The 22,186-nt window shown below is 72.3% G+C and carries 14 protein-coding genes and 1 pseudogene; 5 read left to right on the top strand and 10 right to left on the bottom strand.

Annotation, left to right across the window (positions count from 1 at the left end):
• Positions 1-263 precede the first annotated feature (263 nt).
• Together dnaJ and hrcA are read right to left on the bottom strand one after the other, a co-directional pair.
• Complete coding sequence (gene dnaJ / locus AB0E02_RS30245; RefSeq protein ID WP_362144956.1) at positions 264-1,397, bottom strand: molecular chaperone DnaJ; 1,134 nt, start codon at positions 1,395-1,397, stop codon at positions 264-266.
• Positions 1,398-2,414 (bottom strand): heat-inducible transcriptional repressor HrcA, encoded by a 1,017-nt coding sequence (gene hrcA / locus AB0E02_RS30240; protein ID WP_362144954.1) that lies wholly within the window; start codon positions 2,412-2,414, stop codon positions 1,398-1,400.
• A gap of 194 nt (positions 2,415-2,608) precedes the next feature.
• Here hrcA and AB0E02_RS30235 point away from each other — a divergent pair, with 194 nt between their 5' ends.
• Positions 2,609-3,346 carry an MBL fold metallo-hydrolase gene (locus AB0E02_RS30235; RefSeq protein ID WP_362144952.1) on the top strand — a complete coding sequence of 246 codons (738 nt, stop codon included), beginning with the start codon at positions 2,609-2,611 and terminating at the stop codon, positions 3,344-3,346.
• Positions 3,347-3,394: 48 nt separating this feature from the next.
• The gene (locus AB0E02_RS30230) at positions 3,395-4,228 is read left to right on the top strand and encodes a DUF3097 domain-containing protein (protein WP_362144950.1); all 834 of its coding nucleotides are present in this window, start codon (positions 3,395-3,397) and stop codon (positions 4,226-4,228) included.
• Here AB0E02_RS30230 and AB0E02_RS30225 read toward each other — a convergent pair.
• From AB0E02_RS30225 to lepA, 5 genes are all read right to left on the bottom strand, one after another.
• Entirely contained in the window at positions 4,206-4,799 is a 594-nt protein-coding gene (locus AB0E02_RS30225; RefSeq protein WP_362144947.1) for a Uma2 family endonuclease, read from the bottom strand. The genes AB0E02_RS30230 and AB0E02_RS30225 overlap by 23 nt on opposite strands.
• 84 nt (positions 4,800-4,883) lie before the next feature.
• Entirely contained in the window at positions 4,884-6,113 is a 1,230-nt protein-coding gene (hemW, locus tag AB0E02_RS30220; protein ID WP_362144945.1) for a radical SAM family heme chaperone HemW, read from the bottom strand.
• Between the two features lie 74 nt (positions 6,114-6,187).
• Entirely contained in the window at positions 6,188-8,539 is a 2,352-nt protein-coding gene (locus tag AB0E02_RS30215; RefSeq protein ID WP_362144941.1) for an ATP-binding SpoIIE family protein phosphatase, read from the bottom strand.
• A 276-nt stretch (positions 8,540-8,815) separates the two neighbouring features.
• Complete coding sequence (locus AB0E02_RS30210) at positions 8,816-10,705, bottom strand: AMP-dependent synthetase/ligase (RefSeq protein ID WP_362144938.1); 1,890 nt, start codon at positions 10,703-10,705, stop codon at positions 8,816-8,818.
• 382 nt (positions 10,706-11,087) lie between these two features.
• Complete coding sequence (gene lepA, locus AB0E02_RS30205; RefSeq protein ID WP_362144936.1) at positions 11,088-12,962, bottom strand: translation elongation factor 4; 1,875 nt, start codon at positions 12,960-12,962, stop codon at positions 11,088-11,090.
• A 308-nt stretch (positions 12,963-13,270) separates the two neighbouring features.
• Between lepA and rpsT the strand changes: the two genes are divergently transcribed.
• A complete protein-coding gene (gene rpsT, locus AB0E02_RS30200) occupies positions 13,271-13,537 on the top strand; it encodes a 30S ribosomal protein S20 (protein WP_030415161.1) in 267 nt (88 codons plus the stop codon).
• Between the two features lie 868 nt (positions 13,538-14,405).
• Entirely contained in the window at positions 14,406-15,374 is a 969-nt protein-coding gene (locus AB0E02_RS30195; RefSeq protein WP_362144932.1) for a hypothetical protein, read from the top strand.
• Positions 15,375-15,967: 593 nt separating this feature from the next.
• Here AB0E02_RS30195 and holA read toward each other — a convergent pair.
• Positions 15,968-16,951, bottom strand: coding sequence for a DNA polymerase III subunit delta (gene holA, locus AB0E02_RS30190; protein WP_261951522.1), 984 nt, complete (start codon positions 16,949-16,951; stop codon positions 15,968-15,970).
• Between the two features lie 367 nt (positions 16,952-17,318).
• Between holA and AB0E02_RS30185 the strand changes: the two genes are divergently transcribed.
• A complete protein-coding gene (locus AB0E02_RS30185) occupies positions 17,319-17,555 on the top strand; it encodes a hypothetical protein (protein WP_201809669.1) in 237 nt (78 codons plus the stop codon).
• Between the two features lie 205 nt (positions 17,556-17,760).
• On the opposite strand, the gene AB0E02_RS30180 is transcribed toward AB0E02_RS30185, so the two are convergent.
• Entirely contained in the window at positions 17,761-18,543 is a 783-nt protein-coding gene (locus tag AB0E02_RS30180) for an arylamine N-acetyltransferase (RefSeq protein ID WP_362144928.1), read from the bottom strand.
• Between the two features lie 1,135 nt (positions 18,544-19,678).
• Positions 19,679-22,114: pseudogene (locus tag AB0E02_RS30175) on the bottom strand (ComEC/Rec2 family competence protein); the annotation flags it as partial.
• Between the last annotated feature and the right edge of the window lie 72 nt (positions 22,115-22,186).

Genomic DNA, 22,186 nt, shown 5'->3' with positions numbered 1-22,186 from the left:
CGAACGGCGAGCACTCACACGACATGCAACGACCACCCTCACCAGCAGTCACAAGAACATCCCAAAACACCAACTACCGAGATCAGATGCCCTCTTAAGGGACAGTCGAACAGATCCCGTAGGGGACGCGAGGGCCCCCTGCGGGGCCACAACGCCGAGGTGCCGGGCGGGCATTCCGTATCCCGCCCGGCACCTCACAGTCTGGCGCGCGCCTGCTCGCGTACGGCGTGCCGCCCGCTCACGCGCGGGCTGCCGCCGAGCGCCTACCGCCCGTTGAACGCGTCCTTCAGGCGCGAGAACAGGCCCTGCTGGCCCGGCTGGAACTGGCCCGTGGGGCGTTCCTCGCCGCGCAGCTTGGCGAGCCGCCGCAGCAGCTCCTCCTGCTCCGGGTCGAGCTTGGTCGGCGTCTGGACCTCGACGTGGACGATCAGGTCGCCCCGGCCGCCGCCGCGCAGATGCGTCACACCGCGCTGGTGCAGCGGGATCGACTGGCCGGACTGCGTACCGGGCCGGACGTCGATCTCCTCCACCCCGTCCAGCGTCTCCAGCGGGCACTTCGTGCCCAGCGCCGCCGCTGTCATCGGGATGGTGACCGTGCAGTGCAGATCGTCGCCGCGCCGCTGGAACACCGGGTGCGGCAGCTCGTGGATCTCGACGTAGAGGTCGCCGGCCGGGCCGCCGCCGGGGCCGACCTCGCCCTCGCCGGCGAGCTGGATCCGGGTGCCGTTGTCGACACCGGCCGGGATCTTGACGGTCAGCGTACGGCGGGAGCGGATCCGGCCGTCGCCGGCGCACTCCGGACACGGCGTCGGCACGACCGTGCCGAAGCCCTGGCACTGCGGGCACGGGCGGGACGTCATGACCTGGCCCAGGAAGGACCGGGTGACCTGCGAGACCTCACCGCGGCCGCGGCACATGTCACAGGTCTGCGCCGAGGTGCCGGGGGCGGCGCCCTCGCCGCTGCAGGTCGTGCAGACCACGGCGGTGTCGACCTGGATGTCCTTGGTCGTGCCGAAGGCCGCTTCGTTCAGCTCGATGTCGAGCCGGATCATGGCGTCCTGGCCACGGCGGGTGCGCGAGCGCGGACCGCGCTGCGAAGCCGTGCCGAAGAACGCGTCCATGATGTCGGAGAAGTTGCCGAAGCCGGCCCCGAAGCCGCCCGCGCCACCGCCGCCGGCCTGCGAGAGCGGGTCGCCGCCCAGGTCGTAGACCTGCTTCTTCTGCGGATCCGACAGGACCTCGTAAGCGGCGTTGATCTCCTTGAACCGCTCCTGGGTCTTCGGGTCCGGGTTCACGTCCGGGTGCAGCTCGCGCGCCAGCCGACGGAAGGCCTTCTTGATCTGGTCCTGCGAGGCGTCACGGCTGATGCCGAGGACCGAGTAGTAATCCGTGGCCACTTACGACTCCGCGAGGATTTGTCCGACGTAACGTGCCACTGCGCGTACCGCTCCCATCGTTCCGGGGTAGTCCATGCGGGTCGGTCCGACCACGCCGAGTTTGGCGACTGCCTCGTCGCCCGAACCGTAGCCGACCGTGACGACCGATGTGGACGTCAGGCCTTCATGGGCATTCTCATGCCCGATACGTACGGTCATGCCCGAGTCCTTGGCTTCGCCGAGGAGCTTGAGCAGCACCACGTGCTCCTCCAGCGCCTCCAGCACGGGACGGATGGTCAGGGGGAAGTCGTGCCCGAAGCGCGTGAGATTGGCGGTGCCGCCGATCATCAGCCGCTCTTCGGTCTCTTCCACCAGAGTTTCCAGCAACACCGACAGCACTGTCGAGACCGTGCCGCGGTCGTCCTGCTCGAAGGACTCCGGGAGATCCTGCACCAACTGGGGCACATCCGTGAAACGACGTCCCACGACCCGGCTGTTCAGCCGCGCCCGCAGGTCCGCCAGCGAGGTCTCGGCGAACGGCGTCTGGCAGTCGATGAGCCGCTGCTCGACCCGTCCGGTGTCGGTGATCAGGACGAGCATCAGCCGGGCCGGGGCCAGCGCCAGCAGCTCGACGTGCCGGACCGTGGACCGCGTCAGGGACGGGTACTGCACGACCGCGACCTGCCGGGTCAGCTGCGCCAGCAGCCGGACCGTGCGCCCCACCACGTCGTCGAGGTCGACCGCGCCGTCGAGGAAGTTCTGGATCGCCCGCCGCTCCGGGCTGGACAGCGGCTTCACACCGGCCAGCTTGTCGACGAAGAGGCGGTAGCCCTTGTCCGTCGGGATCCGCCCGGCGCTGGTGTGCGGCTGGGCGATGAAGCCCTCTTCCTCCAGGGCCGCCATGTCGTTGCGGACGGTCGCCGGGGAGACCCCGAGCTGATGGCGCTCCGTGAGTGCCTTGGAGCCGACCGGCTCCTCCGTCCCGACGTAGTCCTGGACGATGGCGCGCAGCACTTCGAGCCTGCGTTCACTGAGCATCCCGCGCACCTCCAGCCGGCCGTCGCCGTCTCGTGTCTCTCCTGGCACTCACCCGGGCCGAGTGCCAGACCCTGAGCCAGTGTACGGCCGGGTAGCACGACCACGGCAAGGGCGGCCGCGCGGAGCACGCACCCGATGACCGTCTTCGGGCGGTCTGCCGGGCAACGCTATCGCGATGGAGCTAGCGTCTCGGTATGCGCACAGCTTGGGAAGAGGCCGGGTGGGAACGGCTCGGTGACGGTGTCGCCAGGCGCCGTATGCCGGGCTGGGACGAGACCGTGGGGGTGATCGCCGGGTCGGCCGGCGTCATGATCGTCGACACCGGCGCGACCCTGCGCGACGGCGCGGACCTGCGCCGGTCGATCCGCGGAGTGCTGGGCCGGGAAGTGACGCATGTCGCGCTCACCCACCCGCATTTCGATCATGTGCTGGGCACCGCCGCCTTCGCGGGCGTGGCGGTGTTCGGCGCGGCCGGTCTCGCCGAGTTGTTCCGCCGTGACAAGGACGCGCTGCGGCACGACGCCGTCCGGCACGGTGTCGACCGGGACGCGGCCGCGGAGGCCGCCGACCTGCTGGTCGTGCCGCACCACCACGTCCACGGCCAGCTGACCGTCGAGCTCGGCGACCGGCAGGTGCTGCTCGCCAACGTCGGGCCCGGCCACACCGCCCACGACCTGGCCGTCCTGGTGCCGGGCCGGCACGGCGAGGCGGAGATCGTCTTCTGCGGCGACCTGGTCGAGGAGTCCGGCGAGCCGAACGCCGGCCCCGACGCGCTGCCCCGGCAGTGGCCCGCCGCGCTGGACCGGCTGTTGGCGCTCGGCGGCGACGACGCGCGGTACGTGCCCGGCCACGGCGCCGTGGTGGACGCCGCCTTCGTCCGCGCCCAGCGGGACGCCCTGGCCGCCCGCTACGGCGTTCCGCCGTCGTCCTGACCGGCCGGGCACGGCACGGGCCGGGGCGCCGACCGGTAGAAAGAGCCCATGCAGAGCAAGCGCTACAGCCCCGATCTCACCCCGCCCTGGAAGAAGCAGCGGCCCGCGCCGGAGGTCCCGGCCGAGCCCGATCTCGTCGTCGAGGAGGTCGGCACGGGCTTCTGCGGTGCGGTGATCCGCTGTGAGAAGACCGCCGAGGGCCCGACGGTCACCCTGGAGGACCGCTTCGGCAAGCACCGGGTCTTCCCGATGGTCCCGCGCGGCTTCCTCCTGGAGGGCAAGGTCGTCACGCTCGTCCGCCCGCAGAACCGGCCGGCCCCGAGCGGCCCGGCCCGTACGGCATCGGGTTCACTCGCCGTCCCCGGCGCCCGCGCCCGGGTCGCGCGCGCCGGGCGCATTTACGTGGAGGGGCGGCACGACGCCGAACTCGTCGAGCGGGTCTGGGGCGACGATCTGCGCATCGAGGGCGTCGTCGTGGAGTACCTGGAGGGCGTCGACGACCTCCCGGCGATCGTCCGCGGCTTCGCGCCCGGGCCGGACGCCCGGCTGGGGGTGCTGGTGGACCACCTCGTACCGGGTTCGAAGGAGTCCCGGATCGCGGCGGAGGTGACGGGCGAGCATGTGCTCGTGGTCGGCCATCCGTACATCGACGTGTGGGAGGCGGTGAAGCCGGCGTCCGTGGGGATCGCGGGGTGGCCGTCCGTCCCTCGTGGCCAGGACTGGAAGACGGGCGTGTGCCGGGCGCTGGGCTGGCCGGAGAACACCGGCGCGGCGTGGCAGCGGATCCTGTCGTGCGTGCGGTCGTACAAGGACCTGGAGCCGCAACTCCTGGGGCGGGTGGAGGAGTTGATCGATTTCGTTACGGTCGGTGGTGCGGCCTGACGCCCTTGAAGGTCCCGAACTCGCTGGTGTCCAGCTCCAGGCCGAGCAGGGGCAGCGGAAGGGGCTCACCGAACTTCGTGATCTGCTGGGTCCGGTAGTCCGCCTCATCCCCCACGCCGACGGGCTGAGTGAGCAGGACGCAGTGGGCCACGATGGGATCGATGATCAGGTAGGCCGGGACCTTGCCCGCGGCGTAGATGGAGCGCTTGATTCCGTAGTCGTGATCGACACTGGTCTTGGAAACCACCTCGATGACTGTCGCGATCACTCCGGACGGAGGCGGCCCGGATTCCGGACGAGCATCGCGTGGCAGCACCACCAGATCCGGCACGGGTTCGCTGGCCTCGCCCGGAATCGTGATGTCCTGCGTCTGGAGACGCATCCACGCTGGCCTCGGAATCTGGTCCTGAACCGATTCGACGATCTCGTTGTGCACGAGATCGGGCGTCGCCATCATCACGATGTTCCCCCTGAGAAGCTCGACCTTGACGCCCTCGGGAACCTCCAGGTTCTGGAAGATCTGGGTCATCCGGTGATCATCCACAGCGGTCATCTCCGTGGCCCTCCACATCCCGCCGCGTCCATGGTGACGGCAGCTTAAGGACAGCGTAGGGGCGCTCACCGACACTACGCACGGCTTCACCCCGTCGAGTGATCAGTCCACCAGATCCCGCACCACCGCGTCGGCCAGCAGCCGCCCCCGGAGTGTCAGAACGGCCCGGCCCTCCTCGTACGGAACGGACTCCAGCAGGCCGTCGGCCAGTGCCCGCTCGGCCGCCCGGGCGCCCGCCGGGGCGAGGAGGTCCAGGGGGCAGCCGTCCGCGAGGCGGAGTTCCAGCAGGATGCGTTCCACCCGGCGGTCCTCGGCGGCGAGGATCTCGCGGCCCGCGCCCGGGGAGCGGCCCTCGCCGAGGGCCTGGGCGTACGCGCCGGGGTGCTTCACGTTCCACCAGCGGACGCCGCCGACGTGGCTGTGCGCCCCGGGGCCGGCGCCCCACCAGTCGGCGCCGGTCCAGTACAGCTCGTTGTGGCGGCAGCGGGCGGCTTCGGTGGTGGCCCAGTTGGAGACCTCGTACCAGGAGAAGCCGGCCGCGGTGAGCCGCTCCTCGGCGATGAGGTAGCGGTCGGCGTGCACGTCGTCGTCGGTCATCGGGACCTCGCCGCGGCGGATCCGGCGGGCCAGCTGGGTGCCCTCCTCGACGATCAGGGCGTAGGCGGAGATGTGGTCGGGGCCGGCGCCGAGCGCGGCGTCGAGCGAGGCCCGCCAGTCGTCGTCGGACTCGCCGGGGGTGCCGTAGATCAGGTCGAGGTTGACGTGCTCGAAACCGGCGGCGCGGGCCTCGCCGACGCAGGCCTCGGGGCGGCCGGGGGTGTGCGTACGGTCGAGGATCTTCAGGACGTGCTGCCGGGCGCTCTGCATGCCGAAGGAGACCCGGTTGTAGCCGGCCGCGCGCAGCTCGGAGAGGTAGCGCGGGTCGACGGAGTCGGGGTTGGCCTCGGTGGTGATCTCGGCGCCGGGTGCCAGGCCGAATTCCTCCCGGACGGCGGCGAGCATCCGGCCGAGGTCGGCGGCCGGGAGGAGGGTCGGGGTGCCGCCGCCGACGAAGATCGTCTCGACCGGGCGGGGGTCGTCGCCCAGCACCTTGCGGGCCAGCCGGATCTCCTCCACGACGGTGTCGGCGTAGTTGTCGCGGGAGGCCAGTGCCCCGCCGGAGCCGCGCAGCTCGCTCGCGGTGTAGGTGTTGAAGTCGCAGTAGCCGCAGCGGGTGGCGCAGTACGGCACGTGCAGATAGAAGCCGAGGGGCCGGCCGGCCGCCGCCGGCGCATGACCGGGCAGCGCCCCGTCGTCGGGCATCGGCTCACCATCAGGCAGTGCGGAAGGCATGGGAACCATTGTCCGTCATCGCACCGACAACGCGGTTCGCGCGGGCGGCGGGGGCCCGTGCGGCCCGGTGGTGCCTACGCCGGGCCGCCCGCCGCCTGGAGGACGAGCAGGGCCAGGTCGTCGTCGGGCGGGTTCGGGGCGAAGGCGTGCACGGTGGTGCGGATGTGCTCGGCGAGGGCGGTGGCGCCCAGCCCGGCACCGGCGGCGAGCGCGGTGGCCAGGCCGTCCTCGTCGTCGAACAGCCGGCGGCCCGAGCGCCGCTCGGTGACCCCGTCGGTGACGCACAGCAGCGTCTCCCCCGGGCGCAGGTCGAACGATTCGCTCACGTACGCCGCGTCCTCGACGACCCCCAGCAGCATCTGCGGTGCCGCGACCGTGCGGACCGTGCCGTCCGTGCCCAGCACCAGCGGCAGCGGGTGGCCGGCGCTGGCGAGGGTGCACCGGGCGCCGCCGGCCCCGCCCGGGTACGGGACGATCTCGCCGTAGAGCAGGGACAGGAAGCGGGCCTGTTCGCCCTCCTCGCGGATCTCCACGGGTGCCTCGGCCCCGGCGCCGGCCGCCGCGACCGCCGCGGCGACCGCCGCGACCGAGTCCGCGGCCTCCCGGGCCATGGTCTTGTTGAGCCGGTCGAGCACCTCGGCGACGCCGAAGCCGTCCCGGGCCAGCAGCCGCAGCACCGGCCGGGCCAGCCCGGTCACCGCGGCCGCCTCCGGGCCGCTGCCGCAGACGTCGCCGAGCGCGAAGCACCAGCGGCCGGCGCCGGCGTCGAAGAGGTCCCAGAAGTCGCCGCCCGCCCAGGCGCCCTCGCGCGGCTCGTAGACCACCGCGGACGCCACGCCGGGCATCTGCGCCCGGCCCCGGGGCAGCAGCCGGCGCTGCAGGACCTGGCTGATGCGCTCCTGGCGGCTGTAGGCGCGGGCGGTGGCCACCGCCCGGGCGACCCGGCGGCCCAGGTCCTCGATCAGCCCGACAACCTCGTCGGGAAAGCGCGGCAGGCCGCCGCGGCCGAGCAGCAGCGTGCCCAGCCGGCGGCCGCCGGCGACCAGCGGGCAGGCGAGCGCGGCACCGCCCGGCTCGTCACCGTCGGGGCGGTCACCGCCGGGGAGGGCGTAGGCCGGCAGGACGTGACCCGGCACGTCCGGAGGAGCCTGACCCGACAGCTCCGGCAGACCGGGCCCGCCCAGGGGAGCGCCGCCCGGGCGGCCGGGGTGCTGATGGCCGTGATCCTGATGGCCGTGATCCTGGTCCTCGCCGTCCGGGTCGTGCGGCCAGGGCCAGGGGACGGCGGCGGGGGCGGCGCCCGGCGGGACGTCGCCCCAGAAGTCCGGCGCCTGTTTCTCCAGAGCGGCGCGCAGGGTGTCGATGCGGCTCTCGGAGCTGTGCCAGACGCGGGCCAGCCGCTGTTCCTCGCCGCCGGTCGCGATGCCCCGGCCGGGGGCGCCGCCGTCGCCGTCGTGGAGCCACACCGCGCACCAGTCGGCGAGCCGCGGCACGATCAGCTGGGCGGCGAGGGCTGCGACCTGATCGGCGTCGAGCTGGCCGGAGAGCAGGTCGGAGGCCTCGGCGAGGAAGGACAGCGCACCGTTGTCGACCCGGTCGGCGTCGAGTTCCTGGCGGTCGGCGCGGCGGGGTGCCGGGGCGAGGAGTTCGGCGGCCCGCAGCCCGCGCTGGAGCACCTCGTCGGCGTACGCGGCCGCGGCCTCGTCGTACCCGGCCGGGCCGGTGACGTCGTACGGGCCTGCGGGATCGTCGGACGCGTGCGGGTGCGGGGTCCCGTACGGCGCCCCCTCATGCCGTGCCTCCCCATGGCGCGCCCCTTGGTACCGCGCCCCTGCGTACCGCGTCTCGTCGTACGCGGGCTCCGGCAGCGGGCGGGCGGCGGCCTCCGGGGCCGGCAGCGGGAGCCGGAACCACACGGTCTTCAGGTCGCGGCGGTAGGTGATGCCCCAGGATTCGGCGACCGCGCTGATCAGCTGGAGGCCGTGGCCGCCGCTGTCGTTCCGGGGGTTCTCGTCACGGGCGCGGATCGGCTGGGTGGGGTGGCGGTCGGAGACCTCGACGACGACGGCGGGCGCGGGGGCGTCGTCCGGGTCCGGCCCGGAGCCCGGTTCCGGTTCCGCGGCCGGGTCCAGCCGGCAGCTCAGCTCGATGGTGGTGCCGGCGTGCACCACCGCGTTCGTCACCAACTCGCTGACCAGCAGGACCGCCTCGTCCGTGAGCCGGTCGGTGAACCGCTCGGTGCCGGGCAGCCGCCGGTCCGCCCACTCGGCGAAGGCGGACCGGACGAACCGCCGCGCGGCGGCCGCGGCCTGCGGGTCCCCGGGCAGACCGGCCCGCCGGGTGCGGGCGGCGGGGAGCCCGGGGCCGGCCGTCGTCGCGCGGGTCGCCGTGACGTCGTCCCGTGGAGACGAAGTTGTCGTCCTCATTGAGCAACTCCCGAACAGCTCCGCTGCGGCGCCGGATGCGCCACCGACAGAGTGACAGAAAGAGCGCAGCCATAAGCAGTGAGTCACGGAAGTCGGTGGCCTGAGCGGCCAATTCGGCTGACGCGCCGGAGGAGTTGGCCGAACGCGGCGGCGGGGCGGCCGCGGCGCCGGGTGTCGCCGCCGGGGTGCCGGGGTGCCGGGGCGCGCGACAGCGGCGTGCGGGGCAGGCCCGGTGGCCCACCCCGCACGCTCACCGGAGGACGGTGCGGCGGGCGGTCACGACTCCCGGGTGCCCGCGTACATGTCGTCCAGCAGGTCCTTGAACGCCCGCTCCACCACCGGCCGCTTGATCTTGAGGCTCGGGGTCACCTCACCGTGCTCGATGTCCAGGTCGCGCGGCAGCAGCCGGAACTTGCGGATCTGCTGCCAGCGCTGCAGCCCCTCGTTGACCCGCTCGACATAGCCGTCGATCAGCTCGCGGGCCTGGTCGGTCGCGACGACCTCGGCGTACGTCTTGCCGGCCAGGCCGTGTTCCGCGGCCCAGCCCATGATCGTCGGCTCGTCGAGGGCGATCAGTGCGGTGCAGAAGTTCCGGTTGGCGCCGTGCACCAGGACGTTGGAGACGAACGGACAGACCGCCTTGAACTGGCCCTCCACCTCGGCCGGTGCGATGTACTTGCCGCCCGAGGTCTTGATCAGGTCCTTCTTGCGGTCGGTGATCCGCAGATAGCCGTCCGGGGAGAGCTCGCCGATGTCGCCGGTGTGGAACCAGCCGTCCTCCTCCAGGACCTCGGCGGTCTTCTCCGGCAGGCCGTGGTAGCCCTGCATGATGCCGGGGCCGCGCAGCAGGATCTCGCCGTCCTCGGCGATCCGGACCTCGGTGCCGGGCAGCGGCTTGCCGACCGTGCCGGTGCGGTACGCCTCGCCGGGATTGACGAAGCTGGCCGCGCTGGACTCCGTCAGGCCGTAGCCCTCCAGGATGTGGATGCCGGCGCCGGAGAAGAAGTAGCCGATCTCCGGAGAGAGCGCGGCCGAGCCGGAGACCGCGGCCCGCAGCCGGCCGCCGAACGCGTCGCGCAGCTTGGCGTAGACGAGGGCGTCGGCGATCTTGTGCTTGGCGCCGAGCGCGAACGGCACGGAGGCGTTGCCGGTCCGCCGGAAGTTGTCCTGCGAGGTCTTGGCGTACTCGCGGGCCACCCCGGCAGCCCACTGGAAGATCTTGTACTTGGCGCCGCCGCCCTCGCGCGCCTTGGCCGCGACGCCGTTGTAGACCTTCTCGAAGATCCGCGGGACGGCGGCCATGTAGGTGGGCCGGACGACCGGCAGATTCTCGATGATCTTGTCGACCCGGCCGTCCACCGCGATCACGTGCCCGACCGAGATCTGTCCGGCGGTCAGCACCTTGCCGAAGACGTGCGCCAGCGGCAGCCAGAGGTACTGCACGTCCTCCTCGGCGACCATTCCGGTGGCCTGGATCGCGCGGGCCATGTACGCCCAGCAGTCGTGCGGCAGCCGTACGCCCTTGGGCCGGCCGGTGGTGCCGGAGGTGTAGATCAGCGTCGCGAGCTGGTCGGCGCGCAGCCCGGCGACCCGCTCCTTGACGCACTCCGGGTGCTTCTCCAGATAGGCGTGACCGCGCTTCTCCAGGTCGGCGAGGCTGAGCACCCAGCCCTCGGGGTCATCGGGGGACGCCTCGGCGGCGGCCGCGTCGATGACGACCACATGCGCCAGGTCGGGCAGTTCGGCGCGGCGCTCCCGGACCTTGGCGAGCTGGCCGGCGTCCTCGGCGATCAGCACCCGGCTGTCGGAGTCGGCCAGGATGTAGGCGGTCTCCTCGGCGTTGGTGCTGGGGTAGACCGTGGTGGTGGCGGCGCCGGAGCACAGCACACCGAGGTCGGCGAGGATCCACTCCACGCGGGTGTTGGCGGCCAGCGCGACCCGCTCCTCGGGCCGTACGCCCAGGGCGATCAGGCCGGCGGCCACGGCGTAGACCCGGTCGGCGGCCTCGGCCCAGCTGATCGCCTTCCAGTCGTCCGGGCCCTGGCCCGAGGCAGGGGGGACGGGATGGCGATAGGCCTCGATGTCGGGAGTGGCCGCGACCCGCTCCAGGAAGAGGTGAGCCACCGAAGGCGGCCGGTTTTCGATCAGCGTGTGGGTGTCCGTCACGGCGTCCTCCGGGGCCCGCTTCATTGCTGGTGACTCGCGAGTAACCTTTGAGCAGAGATCAGACTAGAGCGCGTTGCGCCGACGCGTAAGGGGCTACGACCGACTGGTTCACGATGTGACCAGTGCGATAGGTGTACGTAGCACGCGCATCGCCCGATTGCGAGCCGCGCCGATCACCCCCCACCAGACCACACCCGGCACCCCCGGCCTCCGCCCTCGCGGAACGCCACGCTCCGCATTCATCCCGATGAGGGCTCCACGGCTGGTGAGGGGCCGGCGGCCGGAAAGCAGACGGAGAGGGGCGCCGGGTCCCGTACCGGACCCGGCGCCCCTCTCCGCTTCGTCTTCTTCGTCCTCCGCCGCTACGGCTACTGCCCGGCGGTCACTTCTTCGCCTTGGAGTCGCCGTCGGAGTCCGAGGACAGCACCGCGATGAAGGCCTCCTGCGGGACCTCCACGCTGCCGACCATCTTCATCCGCTTCTTGCCTTCCTTCTGCTTCTCCAGCAGCTTCCGCTTACGCGAGATGTCACCGCCGTAGCACTTGGCGAGGACGTCCTTGCGGATGGCGCGGACCGTCTCACGGGCGATGACCCGGCTGCCGATGGCGGCCTGGATCGGCACCTCGAAGCTCTGCCGCGGGATCAGCTCGCGCAGCTTGGCGACCAGCCGCACACCGTAGGCGTACGCCTTGTCCTTGTGCGTGATCGCGGAGAACGCGTCGACCTTGTCGCCGTGCAGCAGGATGTCGACCTTCACCAGGTCGGCGGCCTGCTCGCCGGTGGGCTCGTAGTCCAGCGAGGCGTAGCCACGGGTCTTGGACTTGAGCTGGTCGAAGAAGTCGAAGACGACCTCCGCGAGCGGGAGGGTGTAGCGGATCTCGACGCGGTCCTCGGAGAGGTAGTCCATGCCCAGCAGCGCACCGCGGCGGTTCTGGCACAGCTCCATGATCGCGCCGATGAACTCGCTGGGCGCCAGGATCGTGGCCCGGACGACCGGTTCGTGCACCTTGTCGATCTTGCCCGTCGGGAACTCGCTCGGGTTGGTGACCTCGTGCTCGGCGCCGTCCTCCATGTCCACGCGGTAGACCACGTTGGGCGCGGTGGCGATCAGGTCCAGCCCGAACTCGCGCTCCAGCCGCTCCCGGATCACCTCCAGGTGCAGCAGGCCGAGGAAGCCGACGCGGAAACCGAAGCCGAGCGCCGCGGAGGTCTCCGGCTCGTAGACCAGCGCCGCGTCGTTGAGCTGGAGCTTGTCGAGGGCGTCGCGCAGCTCGGGGTAGTCCGAACCGTCGAGCGGGTACAGCCCCGAGAACACCATCGGCTTGGGGTCCTTGTAGCCGCCGAGCGGCTCCTCCGCCCCCTTGGCGAGCTGGGTGATCGTGTCACCCACCTTGGACTGCCGGACGTCCTTCACACCGGTGATGAGGTAGCCCACCTCACCGACCGAAAGGCCGTCGGCCGGCTTCATCTCCGGGGAGTTCGTCCCGATCTCCAGCAGCTCGTGGGCGGCGCCGGTGGACATCATCTTGATGCGCTCGCGCTTGCCCAGCGTGCCGTCGACGACCTTCACGTACGTCACCACGCCCCGGTAGGCGTCATAGACGGAGTCGAAGATCATCGCGCGGGCGGGGGCGTCCTTGACGCCGACCGGGGCCGGCACCTCACGGACGACCTTGTCCAGCAGCTCGGGCACGCCGACGCCGGTCTTGGCGGAGACCTTCAGCACGTCCTCGGGCTCGCAGCCGACCAGATTGGCCAGCTCGGCGGCGAACTTCTCGGGCTGCGCGGCCGGCAGGTCGATCTTGTTGAGGACCGGGATGATCGTGAGGTCGTGCTCCATCGCCAGGTAGAGGTTGGCGAGGGTCTGCGCCTCGATGCCCTGGGCGGCGTCGACGAGGAGGATGCACCCCTCGCACGCGGCGAGGGAGCGCGACACCTCGTACGTGAAGTCGACGTGGCCCGGGGTGTCGATCATGTTGAGGATGTGGGTCGTGCCACTTCCCTCTTCGCCCTCGGAGGGGGCCCAGGGCAGCCGGACCGCCTGGGACTTGATCGTGATGCCGCGCTCGCGCTCGATGTCCATGCGGTCGAGGTACTGCGCGCGCATCTGCCGCTGGTCGACGACACCGGTGAGCTGGAGCATCCGGTCGGCGAGCGTCGACTTGCCGTGGTCGATGTGCGCGATGATGCAGAAGTTACGGAGGAGGGCCGGATCGGTACGGCTCGGCTCCGGCACGTTCGTAGGGGTCGCGGGCACGCAGGGTCCATTCAGTGAACGCGGGTAGGCGGGACTCGGGTATGTGACGTCTCCCCCCATCGTCCCATGAGCGACGGCCACGGTCCGGTTCGGGCGGGTGTGCCCCGTGGGAAGCTCGCGGGGAAGGCCGTGGGGAAGCTCGCGGAGAAGCTCGTGGGGAGGGGACCTCCCGGCGGGGCGTCGGGGTGAGGGCTCCGGTCCGGTTTGGGAGGCCGTAGACCCTGCTGGTAGCCTGGTCCACTGCGCTTCGTGCCCTCTCTCGTGCGCGGCGCAACTCGAAACTCCAACGAACCTGAAAAGGCTCTTTCGTGGCGAACATCAAGTCCCAGATGAAGCGGATCAAGACCAACGAGAAGGCTCGTCAGCGCAACAAGGCTGTCAAGTCGGCTCTGAAGACCTCGATCCGTCGCACCCGTGAGGCCATCGAGGCCGGCGACCTGCAGAAGGCCACCGTTGCCCAGGCCGAGGCGGCCAAGAAGCTCGACAAGGCCGTCAGCAAGGGTGTCATCCACAAGAACGCCGCCGCCAACAAGAAGTCGGCGCTGGCGAAGAAGGTCGCGACCCTCAAGGGCTGACCCGACCTTCGCGGGGATCTTCACCCGCACCCCGCAGTACGCAGCTCCGCTGCCTCTGCACTTGCACCACCATGGAACGACCCTGCCGACAGGGATCCAGCGGCCCCTCTCACCGCTCCCTGACCGGTGCACCACCGCGCCGCACGCGGCCTGCGTTCGCCACGCGGGTGCGGCGCACCCGGCTCACCGGCGGCCTCCGCCGCCGACCGAGCCCGACTTTCCAAGACGAGGCCCTTCGCCCCATTCGCTGGGGCGGGGGGCCTTTGTCGTGGGGGCCTCGGTCCGGGGGGCTTTGTCGGGGGGCGCTTTTGTCGGGGGGTGCCTCTGTCGTGGGGGCGCCTTTGTCGTGGGGGCGCCTTTGTCGTGGGGGCGCCTTTGTCGTGGGGGCGCCTTTGTCGTGGGGGCGACTTTGTCGTGGGGGGTGTGGAGGGGTGGGAGGGGTGGGTGTGGAGGGAGGCCTCGCGGGGTGGGGGCTGGTGCGGCGGGTGGGGGGGGAACCGGGGGTGGGACTCCGGGGTGGGACCCGGGGGTGGCCGGGCGTGGGAGCCGAGGGGCCAAGGTGGCCGGGCGTGGGTGCCCGGCGGGGATCCGCGGTGGGGCCACCCCGTCGTAGGGCCGGGAACGACCCGTCGAAGAGCCGGGAGTCCCGTCGAAGAGCGGAAGCCACCGTCGAAGAGCGGGAGCCCCAGGAGCGGGATTCTCGTCGAAGAGCGGAAGCCACCGTCGAAGATCGGAAGCCACGTAGAGGAGCGGGAGCCACCTCGTCGTAGCGACGTGTGCAGACGCACCTCCGCTGTCGTGGGGTTATTCGTCGTAGGGGCGACCGCCGGCCGGGGCCCGGGTGCGGCCGGCCCGCTACTCTGCGGCCATGTCCACCCCGGGGGAGCCCTCTCAGCCGTACGGCCTGCCGCAGCCCAACCCTTACGGCCAGGTCCCCGCACCACCGCAGAATCCGGTGCCCGCGCAGCAGAATCCTTACGCCCAGCAGAATGCCGTGCCCGGCCCACCGGGTCCGGCCCCCGGGCCGCAGGCACCGATGCAGCCGCCGTCGCAGCCACCCGTCGGCCACTACGGCTACCCGCCGGCGGGCCTGGGTGCGCCCGGTGCACCCGCCGGGACGGGCGGTGCTCCCGGCGGCAGCCCCAGCGGCAGTGGCGGCGGCGGTGGCCGCGGTGCCTCCGGCTGGCTGTGGGCGATCGGTGGCGCGGTCGCCGCCTCCGCGATCTGGGGTTCGCTGCTGTTCGCCACCGGTGGATTCTCCTCCGAGCCCAGCCCGGACCTGGCGGGCTACGCCTACACCGATGACCTGTGTGCGGCCACCTCGATGACGCCCTTCGAGAACGCCCACTACAAGACCAAGTCGAACACCGGCTCCTCCTCGAAGGACCCCAACCCCCAGCACAGCGGGGCCCGGCTGAAGTCGATGGACACCATGTGGTGCAACGTTTCACTGGAGCAGGAGAACGCGAGCTCCGCCACCTACTCCTCGACCTGGCTCTACAACAGCGCCACTTTGCACCGGAAGGCCGACCCGGCACCGGAATTCGCCGACAACTACCGCGCGTACGAGAAGCAGGAGACCTCCGTCGGCTACAAGGTCGAGTCCGTTCCGGGCATCGGCGACGAGGCCTACCTGGTGACGCGCAACGACATGGGCAGCGACAGCGGTTCCTACGTGATCCTCGGAGTGCGGGAGGGCTGGATGACCTTCCAGTCGACGTGGTCGAGCTACGCCTCCGGCAGCAGCTCCGGCAAGCAGCCCACCTCCGACGAGGTCGCCACGATGCTCAAAACCAGCGCGACGGAGACCCTCAAGCGCCTGCAGAACGCACGCTGAGCCGAGCTCGGCGTGGCCGAACCGGGCGGGGCGCGGCGGAGTTGGGCGCGGGCTGGGCGGAGCTGGGCTCGGCGTGGCCGAACCGGCCGGAGCTGGGCGGAGTTGGGCTCGGCGGGGCTGGGCTCGGCTCGGCGTGGCTGTGCCGGGCGGAGTTGGGCTCGGCGTGGCTGGGCTCGGCGGGGCTGTGCCGAGCTGGGCTGGGATCGTCCCGGCTCGGCTGACCGGAGACCCTCAAACGCCTGCAGAACGCGCGCTGAGCCGAACTCGGCGGGGCCAAACCGGGCGGGGCGGAGTGGGACTCGGCGTGGCGGAGTGGGGCTCGGCGGGGCGGGGCTGGGCCGGGCTGGGATCGGCGTGGCTGGCTGGGCCGGGCTGGGATCGGCTCGCCTCGGCTCGGCTCGGGCTGACGGGAGACAAACGGAATTCCCCGGGCGATCCCAAGCTCCGGGCTTCCGCGGGACCGCGCATCATTGGGCCCGCGCCTCATCGGGACCACGCCGCAGCGGGATCACCTCTCACCGGGATCACGCCTCAGCGAGATCACCTCTCAGCGGGAGCACGGCTGAGCAGGCCCTGCCGCAGCCGTACTCGCCTCAGCGGGACCGCGCCGCCCGGGCGATCGTCACGACCGCCTTCTCCAGGGCGTACTCGGGATCGTCCCCGCCGCCCTTGACCCCCGCATCGGCCGCCGCCACCGCGCGCAGCGCCGTCGCCACACCGTCCGCCGACCAGCCCCGCATCTGCTGCCGCACCCGGTCGATCTTCCACGGCGGCATGCCCAGTTCGCGGGCGAGGTCGCCGGGGCGGGCGCCGCGTGGCGCGGAGGCCAGCTTGCCGATGGCCCGGACGCCTTGGGCGAGCGCGCTGGTGATCATGACGGGCGCGACGCCGGTGGCGATCGCCCAGCGCAGCGCCTCCAGGGCCTCGGCGGCCCGGCCCTCGACGGCACGGTCCGCGACGGTGAAGCTCGACGCCTCGGCCCGACCCGTGTAGTACCGCCCGACGATCGCCTCGTCGATCGTGCCCTCGATGTCGGCGGCGAGCTGCGCACATGCCGAGGCCAACTCCCGCAGATCGCTGCCGATCGCATCGACCAGCGACTGGCACGCCTCCGGCGTCGCCGACCGCCCGACCGTACGGAACTCCCCCCGCACGAACGCCAGCCGGTCGGCCGGCTTGGTCATCTTGGGACAGGCCACTTCCCGCGCCCCGGCCTTACGGGCGGCGTCGAGCAGCCCCTTGCCCTTGGCGCCGCCGGCATGCAGCAGCACGAGCGTGATCTCCTCCGCGGGCGAACCGAGATACGCCTTGACGTCCTTGATCGTGTCCGCGGACAGGTCATGGGCCGAGCGCACCACCACGACCTTGCGCTCGGCGAACAGCGAGGGACTGGTCAGCTCCGCGAGGGTGCCGGGCTGGAGCTGGTCGGGGGTGAGGTCGCGCACATCGGTGTCCGCATCGGCCGCGCGGGCAGCCGCCACCACCTGCTGCATCGCACGCTCCAGCAGCAGGTCTTCCTGCCCCACCGCGATCGTCACGGGGGCAAGCGGATCGTCGTTAGCTGTCTTCCTGGCCATCGCGATCCAGCATCCCACGCCCCACCGACAACGCCGCCCGGCCCGCCCCCGACCCACTCCGCCACGGCCCCGACGTCGCTAACGCCTCGACGTCGCTACGACCCTGACGTCACCGCGGTCTCCACGTCGCTACGCCCCTGACGTCACGACGACCCAGGCGTCACTACGACCCAGACGTCACTACGGCCTGACGTCGGGGTCTCGGCGTGACGTACGGACCCGCGCACCGAGTGCCGGGCTCCCGAACGGGGACAATGGCCTGATGAACGACCACGCCGCCGCGCCCCGGCATCGCGCTCACCCCGAGCACCACTCTCACCACGAGCACCACGCCTCTCTCTCCGCCCCGGCACCCTCCCCCGGGCAGGTGCGCCACGTCCTGGTCCTGCCCGACCGCGACGCCGCGGAGGAGGTCGCCGAGGCCCTCGTCGAACGCTTCGGCGTCACCGAGGAGCCCCAGCTCGTACGAGACGCCCTGGCCGGCGAGGACGACGCCGAGGACGCCCAGTGGCTGGTGGTGGTCGAAGATCCGGACGCCCGCCACGACCCGGCACGGTTGGACGACCTCGCGGCGGAGTTCGAGGGCTGGCGCGAGGCCGAGTAAGACCGACCGGCGGCCACTGGCCTGCCCCGCGGCCGGCCAGACTGCCACCGGCCGGCCCGCTCGACACCGTGGTCTGCCACCTGCTCCCGCCGCCCCGCCTGACACCGGTTTGCTCACTGCTCCGGCCGACCCGCTCCTACGGGCCCGCTCCGCCTACCGCCAGACAGCCGAGGCGGCCGACGGGGGCCGAGGCGGCCGACGGGGCTCACCCGGCCGCCGCCCCCACCACCGGCTCCCGGTCCAGCACCATGCCGAAGTGCTCCCGATAGGCGGCCAGTACCTCTCCCGCCGCCAGCTCACGCTCCTCCCGCGCACCGCCCGTCCCGGTGATCACGAGCGTGCGGCCGGAGAGCGTGATCCGGCCGGTTTCGGTCAGCCGTGAGCACACCAGGGACCGGGTGAAGTGGGAGGTGGGCGACGTGCGGTTCCACCAGCAGCCGACCTCGAAGTCCGCCAGCGCACGCGGACGTTGTTCGAGCCGGTACTGCGGCGAGCCGTCCCTCAGTACGTCCACGTCCCCCTCCGCCGTCTCCTCCAGCCGGAACGTCCCACCGGGATCGGCCTGCTCCTCGCGGCTGTCCCAGCGCAGCGGAAGGTGGCTGTGCCGACCGAAGCCGACATCCGCCAGCCACGGCCCGCTCGGCGTGTGCACCCGCAGCGCAAGGTGGTCGTACGGGATGCCGAGGCGCCCCTCGACACCGAACACACGCGCCGACAACAACTCAACGTCGTACCCGAGAGCCCGCAGCAGCCCGGCGAAGGCGCCGTTGAGTTCGTAACAGAACCCACCGCGCCGGGCACCGACGATCTTGTCCAGCAACGGCTGCTCCGCCAGCACGATCTCCTCACCGAGGTGGATGGCGAGATTCTCGAACGGCACCGCCCGCAGATGCCTGAGGTGCAGCGCAGCCAACGCCCCCGCATCAGGGGCCCCGGGCCGCACCGCCCCGATGCGCTCCAGATAGGCATCGGCCGCCGCCTCGTCCATCTACCCCGCCTCCGCTCGTCCCGTATCTCTCCACCGACCGGCACGCAGCGCCGCCGTCCCCACCGCTGGAAGCCTCCTCCCGGAGCCTCGTTCCGGAGCCTACAGAGCCAGCACCGGCCGAACGGGAGGGCAAGGAGGCTGACGAGGTCGCGACGAGCGCAAACCGTGAAACCGTGGAACCGCCCGCGGGCAACTGAAGGGCCCGAGAGGAACCGGGGGATCGAGGGATCGAGGGATCGGCGGACAACGGTGGCGGACTGCGCCACGACGGCGGTCGGCTGCTCATCCCGATCATCCCTGTCATCCCGATAGTGCCGCTTAACAAACGGAATCACTTCAAGCTGCTGGTCCTCCTCTCCAGCACGGACACGGACGCAGGTACGGGTGCGGGTGCGGGCGCGGGCAGCGACGCGGGTACGGACGCCGGTTCCGGAAGCGGCACTCCTGGGGCCCCGGGCAACGCCGGCACCAGCGGCAACACCGGCAACAGCGGTCGCGACGGCAGCGCGGCCGGGGCCGTGACCGTCAGCGGCTTCATCAGCGGCGGACGGATCCGGCGCAACGCCCAGCGTTGGGGGCCGCGCAAGCTCAGTCTCGCGCTGGTTGGCACCTTCATCGTGCTGCTGGGACTGCTCGGCGGACTGCTCCTCAGCGCCCGGACGGCCCCGGCCGGTGAATGCGCCACCGAGTGGCTGACCATCGACGGGTCCACGGCGTTCGCCCCGCCGATGCGGGAGATCGCCCGGCAGTACCGGGCCCGGTGTGCGGGCGCCGAGATCACCGTTTCGGCGTCCGGCAGCCTCTCCGGCCTCGGCAACCTCAACCGGGAGGGCAAGCCAGCCCCGTCGAAGGGCCCGGCTTCCTCGCCGACGGCGAAGAACATCATGCGGAGGTACAAGCACGTGCCCTGCGCCGATCGCCAGAGCCTGCCGGACACCATCTGCCGGCCGTGACCCGCGGGCCGTGATCCGCAGGCCGTGATCCGCAGGCCGGCGGACCGGCCCCTGCCGGCCGGCCCGCGGCTGCGTATTCGCCGGCCGCGCCGTCTCCCCCGGCCGCGCCCACCGCCTCGGCCGCCCGGCAGCCCGGCCCCCGTCCGACGGCCGGTCACGGTGGCGGCGAGTCTGCCCGGAGTGCCGAGGATCGCGATCGCACCATCGGTGTCGGTACGCAGCACCCGGGCGCCCTGAGCCCGCAGCGCGGCGATCGTCCGCGGCGCCGGATGGCCGTACGGGTTTCCGGTGCCGCACGAGATCAGCGCAAGGCGCGGCGCCAACCGGTGCATCAGCGGGGGGTCCTGGTGTGCGGAACCGTGGTGCGCCACCTTCAGGACGTCGACCCCGGCCAGCTCCGGATGCGCCGCCAGCAGCGCCTGCTGCGCGGGCGGTTCGAGATCACCGAGGAGCAGGAACGTCAGTCCGCCGGTCCGTACGAGCAGGGTGACGCTGGCGTCGTTGGGCCCGTCGAGCAGCGGGGCGAACGGCACGGCCGGAGGCCAGAGCACTTCCCAGCTGAGCGGGCCGAGGCGCCGTCGCTCCCCCGGAACGGCGCGTACGAGCGGAATCCGGGCCCGGGCGGCCGTCTCCCGTACGAACTGGGCCTGGCCCGGCGGGTCTTGGAGGGTTGTGGTCTCGATCGCGCCGACCGACCGGTCACGGAGCACGCCGGGAAGTCCGTCCACGTGGTCGGCATGGAAGTGGGTGAGGACGAGCAGCGGGATCCGGCGGATACCCAGCTCCGTGAGGCAGCGGTCGATGGCGCGCGGCTCGGGGCCGGTGTCCACCACCAGAGCCGTGCCGTCGCCGGCGGCCAGCACCAGGCCGTCTCCCTGCCCCACGTCGCAGACCACGGCACGCCACCCGGGCGGCGGCCAGCCGGTGATGACCCGGGTGAACGGAGCGGGACGGCACACCGCCAGCAACACGGCGCCCGCACACAGGACGCAAAGCCAGGGACGGCGCATCACGCGTCGGCCGACCGGCACCAGCGCCACCATGACGACCGCCAGCACCAACGCGCCCACCCAGCCGCCGGGCCAGCCGATCTCGGCTCCGGGCAACGCCGCGCCCGTACGGGCGACGCCGGCGATCCACTCGGTGGGCCAGCCGCCACACCACGCCAGCGCCTTGGCGAGGGGCAGGACGAACGGGGCGGTGACGAGTGCGGCGAAGCCGAGGACCGTGGCCGGGCCCACCGCGAGCTCGGCCAGCAGATTGCACGGCACCGCCACCAGGCCCACGCGGGCGGCGAGCACCACGATGACGGGCGCACAGACCGCCTGTGCGGCGGCAGCGGCGGCGAGCACTTCGGCGAGCCGGGGCGGCACCCGGCGCCGCTGGAGAGCGGCGCTCCAGCGCGGTGCGAGCAACAACAGTGCGCCGGTGGCCAGTACGGAGAGCAGGAAGCCGTACCGTCGCGCGAGCCAAGGGTCGTAGAGCACCAGGAGCAGCACCGCGGCGGCCAGCGCGGGGAGCAGCGAACGGCGGCGGCCGGTGCCGATCGCCAACAGGGTGATCAAGCCGCAGGCGGCGGCCCGCAGCACGCTCGGGTCCGGGCGGCACACGACCACGAAGGCCAGCGCGAGCACGCCCCCGAGGACGGCGGTGCCGCGCAACGACAGCCTCAGGCGGGGCGCCAGCCCACGCCGCTCGGCACGCGTGGCGAGGTGCGGCGGGCCGATCAGCAGGGCGAGCACGATCGTGAGATTGCTGCCGGAGACGGCGAGCAGGTGCGTCAGATCGGTGGTCCGGAAGGCTTCGTCCAGATCCGGCGGCACGCGCGAGGTATCCCCTACGACCAGACCGGGCAGCAGCGCACGGGCGTCGGGCCGGAGCCCGTCCGTGGCCTCCCGCAGCCCGGCCCGCACGCGTCCGGCCACCCGCTGCAACACGGACGGGCCACCGACCTTGACCGGGGGCGCGTCGGCGTCGACCCGCAGCACCGCGGCGACCTGATCATCCGGCATGAGCGGCGGTACGGCCCGCGCCACGACCCGGATCCGCGTCGACGGCAACAGCCCGCGCCAAGCCTCCGACAACGACGAGGCCGCTGACGCCGAGCGCCCACCCCGTCGGCCCCGCTCACCCGCGGAGCCCTCGCCTGCGGAGCCCTTGCCGTCGGGCGCCTCACCTCCGGGTCCCTTGCCGTCGGGTGCCTCACCGCCAGGGCCCTCACGGTCAGGCCCCTCACGGTCAGAGCCCTCGCCGTCGGTACCGTCGGCCCCGGCACCGCTGCCCTTCCCCTCGCCTCCGCTGCCGCCGGACGGCGCGCCTTCGTCCCTTCCGCCCTGCCGTACGAGGACCAGAGTCGGGGTACGCACGGCGGTGACCGCACCGTCCTGAGCGGTCACCCGCACGGCATCGGCGTTGAACATCACGGCCGCAGGCGTCCGTTGGGAGCCGCGCACCCGGGGTCGGGTCAGCCGAGGATCATCCGTCACCTCCAGCTCCACCGTCACCCGGGCATAGCGGTCCGCCAGGTCAGGCAGCGGACCACGCCGGACGTCCGCCGCATGCAACGCCGCGGACGCCGCCCCTGCGACCGCACCCAGCAGCACGGCGGCCAGCGCCACCCACGCCCCGGAGGACCATCGACGGGCGAAGCCGGACCGGCGCCTGCGACCCGCGCCGCCGCCCCGAGCGCC

The organism is Streptomyces sp. NPDC048196, assembly GCF_040652715.1.
Classification (GTDB): Bacteria; Actinomycetota; Actinomycetes; order Streptomycetales; family Streptomycetaceae; genus Streptomyces; species Streptomyces siderophoricus.
This window is presented reverse-complemented; position numbering and strand designations above follow the sequence as displayed.

Excerpts from the sequence above, each read along its gene's own strand:
- holA (WP_261951522.1), bottom strand. The coding sequence starts at position 16,951 with ATGGCCAGGAAGACAGCTAACGACGATCCGCTTGCCCCCGTGACGATC.
- AB0E02_RS30195 (WP_362144932.1), top strand. The coding sequence starts at position 14,406 with ATGTCCACCCCGGGGGAGCCCTCTCAGCCGTACGGCCTGCCGCAGCCC.
- AB0E02_RS30215 (WP_362144941.1), bottom strand. The coding sequence starts at position 8,539 with ATGAGGACGACAACTTCGTCTCCACGGGACGACGTCACGGCGACCCGC.
- AB0E02_RS30225 (WP_362144947.1), bottom strand. The coding sequence starts at position 4,799 with ATGTGGAGGGCCACGGAGATGACCGCTGTGGATGATCACCGGATGACC.
- hemW (WP_362144945.1), bottom strand. The coding sequence starts at position 6,113 with ATGCCTTCCGCACTGCCTGATGGTGAGCCGATGCCCGACGACGGGGCG.
- AB0E02_RS30180 (WP_362144928.1), bottom strand. The coding sequence starts at position 18,543 with ATGGACGAGGCGGCGGCCGATGCCTATCTGGAGCGCATCGGGGCGGTG.
- AB0E02_RS30230 (WP_362144950.1), top strand. The coding sequence starts at position 3,395 with ATGCAGAGCAAGCGCTACAGCCCCGATCTCACCCCGCCCTGGAAGAAG.
- AB0E02_RS30235 (WP_362144952.1), top strand. The coding sequence starts at position 2,609 with ATGCGCACAGCTTGGGAAGAGGCCGGGTGGGAACGGCTCGGTGACGGT.
- hrcA (WP_362144954.1), bottom strand. The coding sequence starts at position 2,414 with ATGCTCAGTGAACGCAGGCTCGAAGTGCTGCGCGCCATCGTCCAGGAC.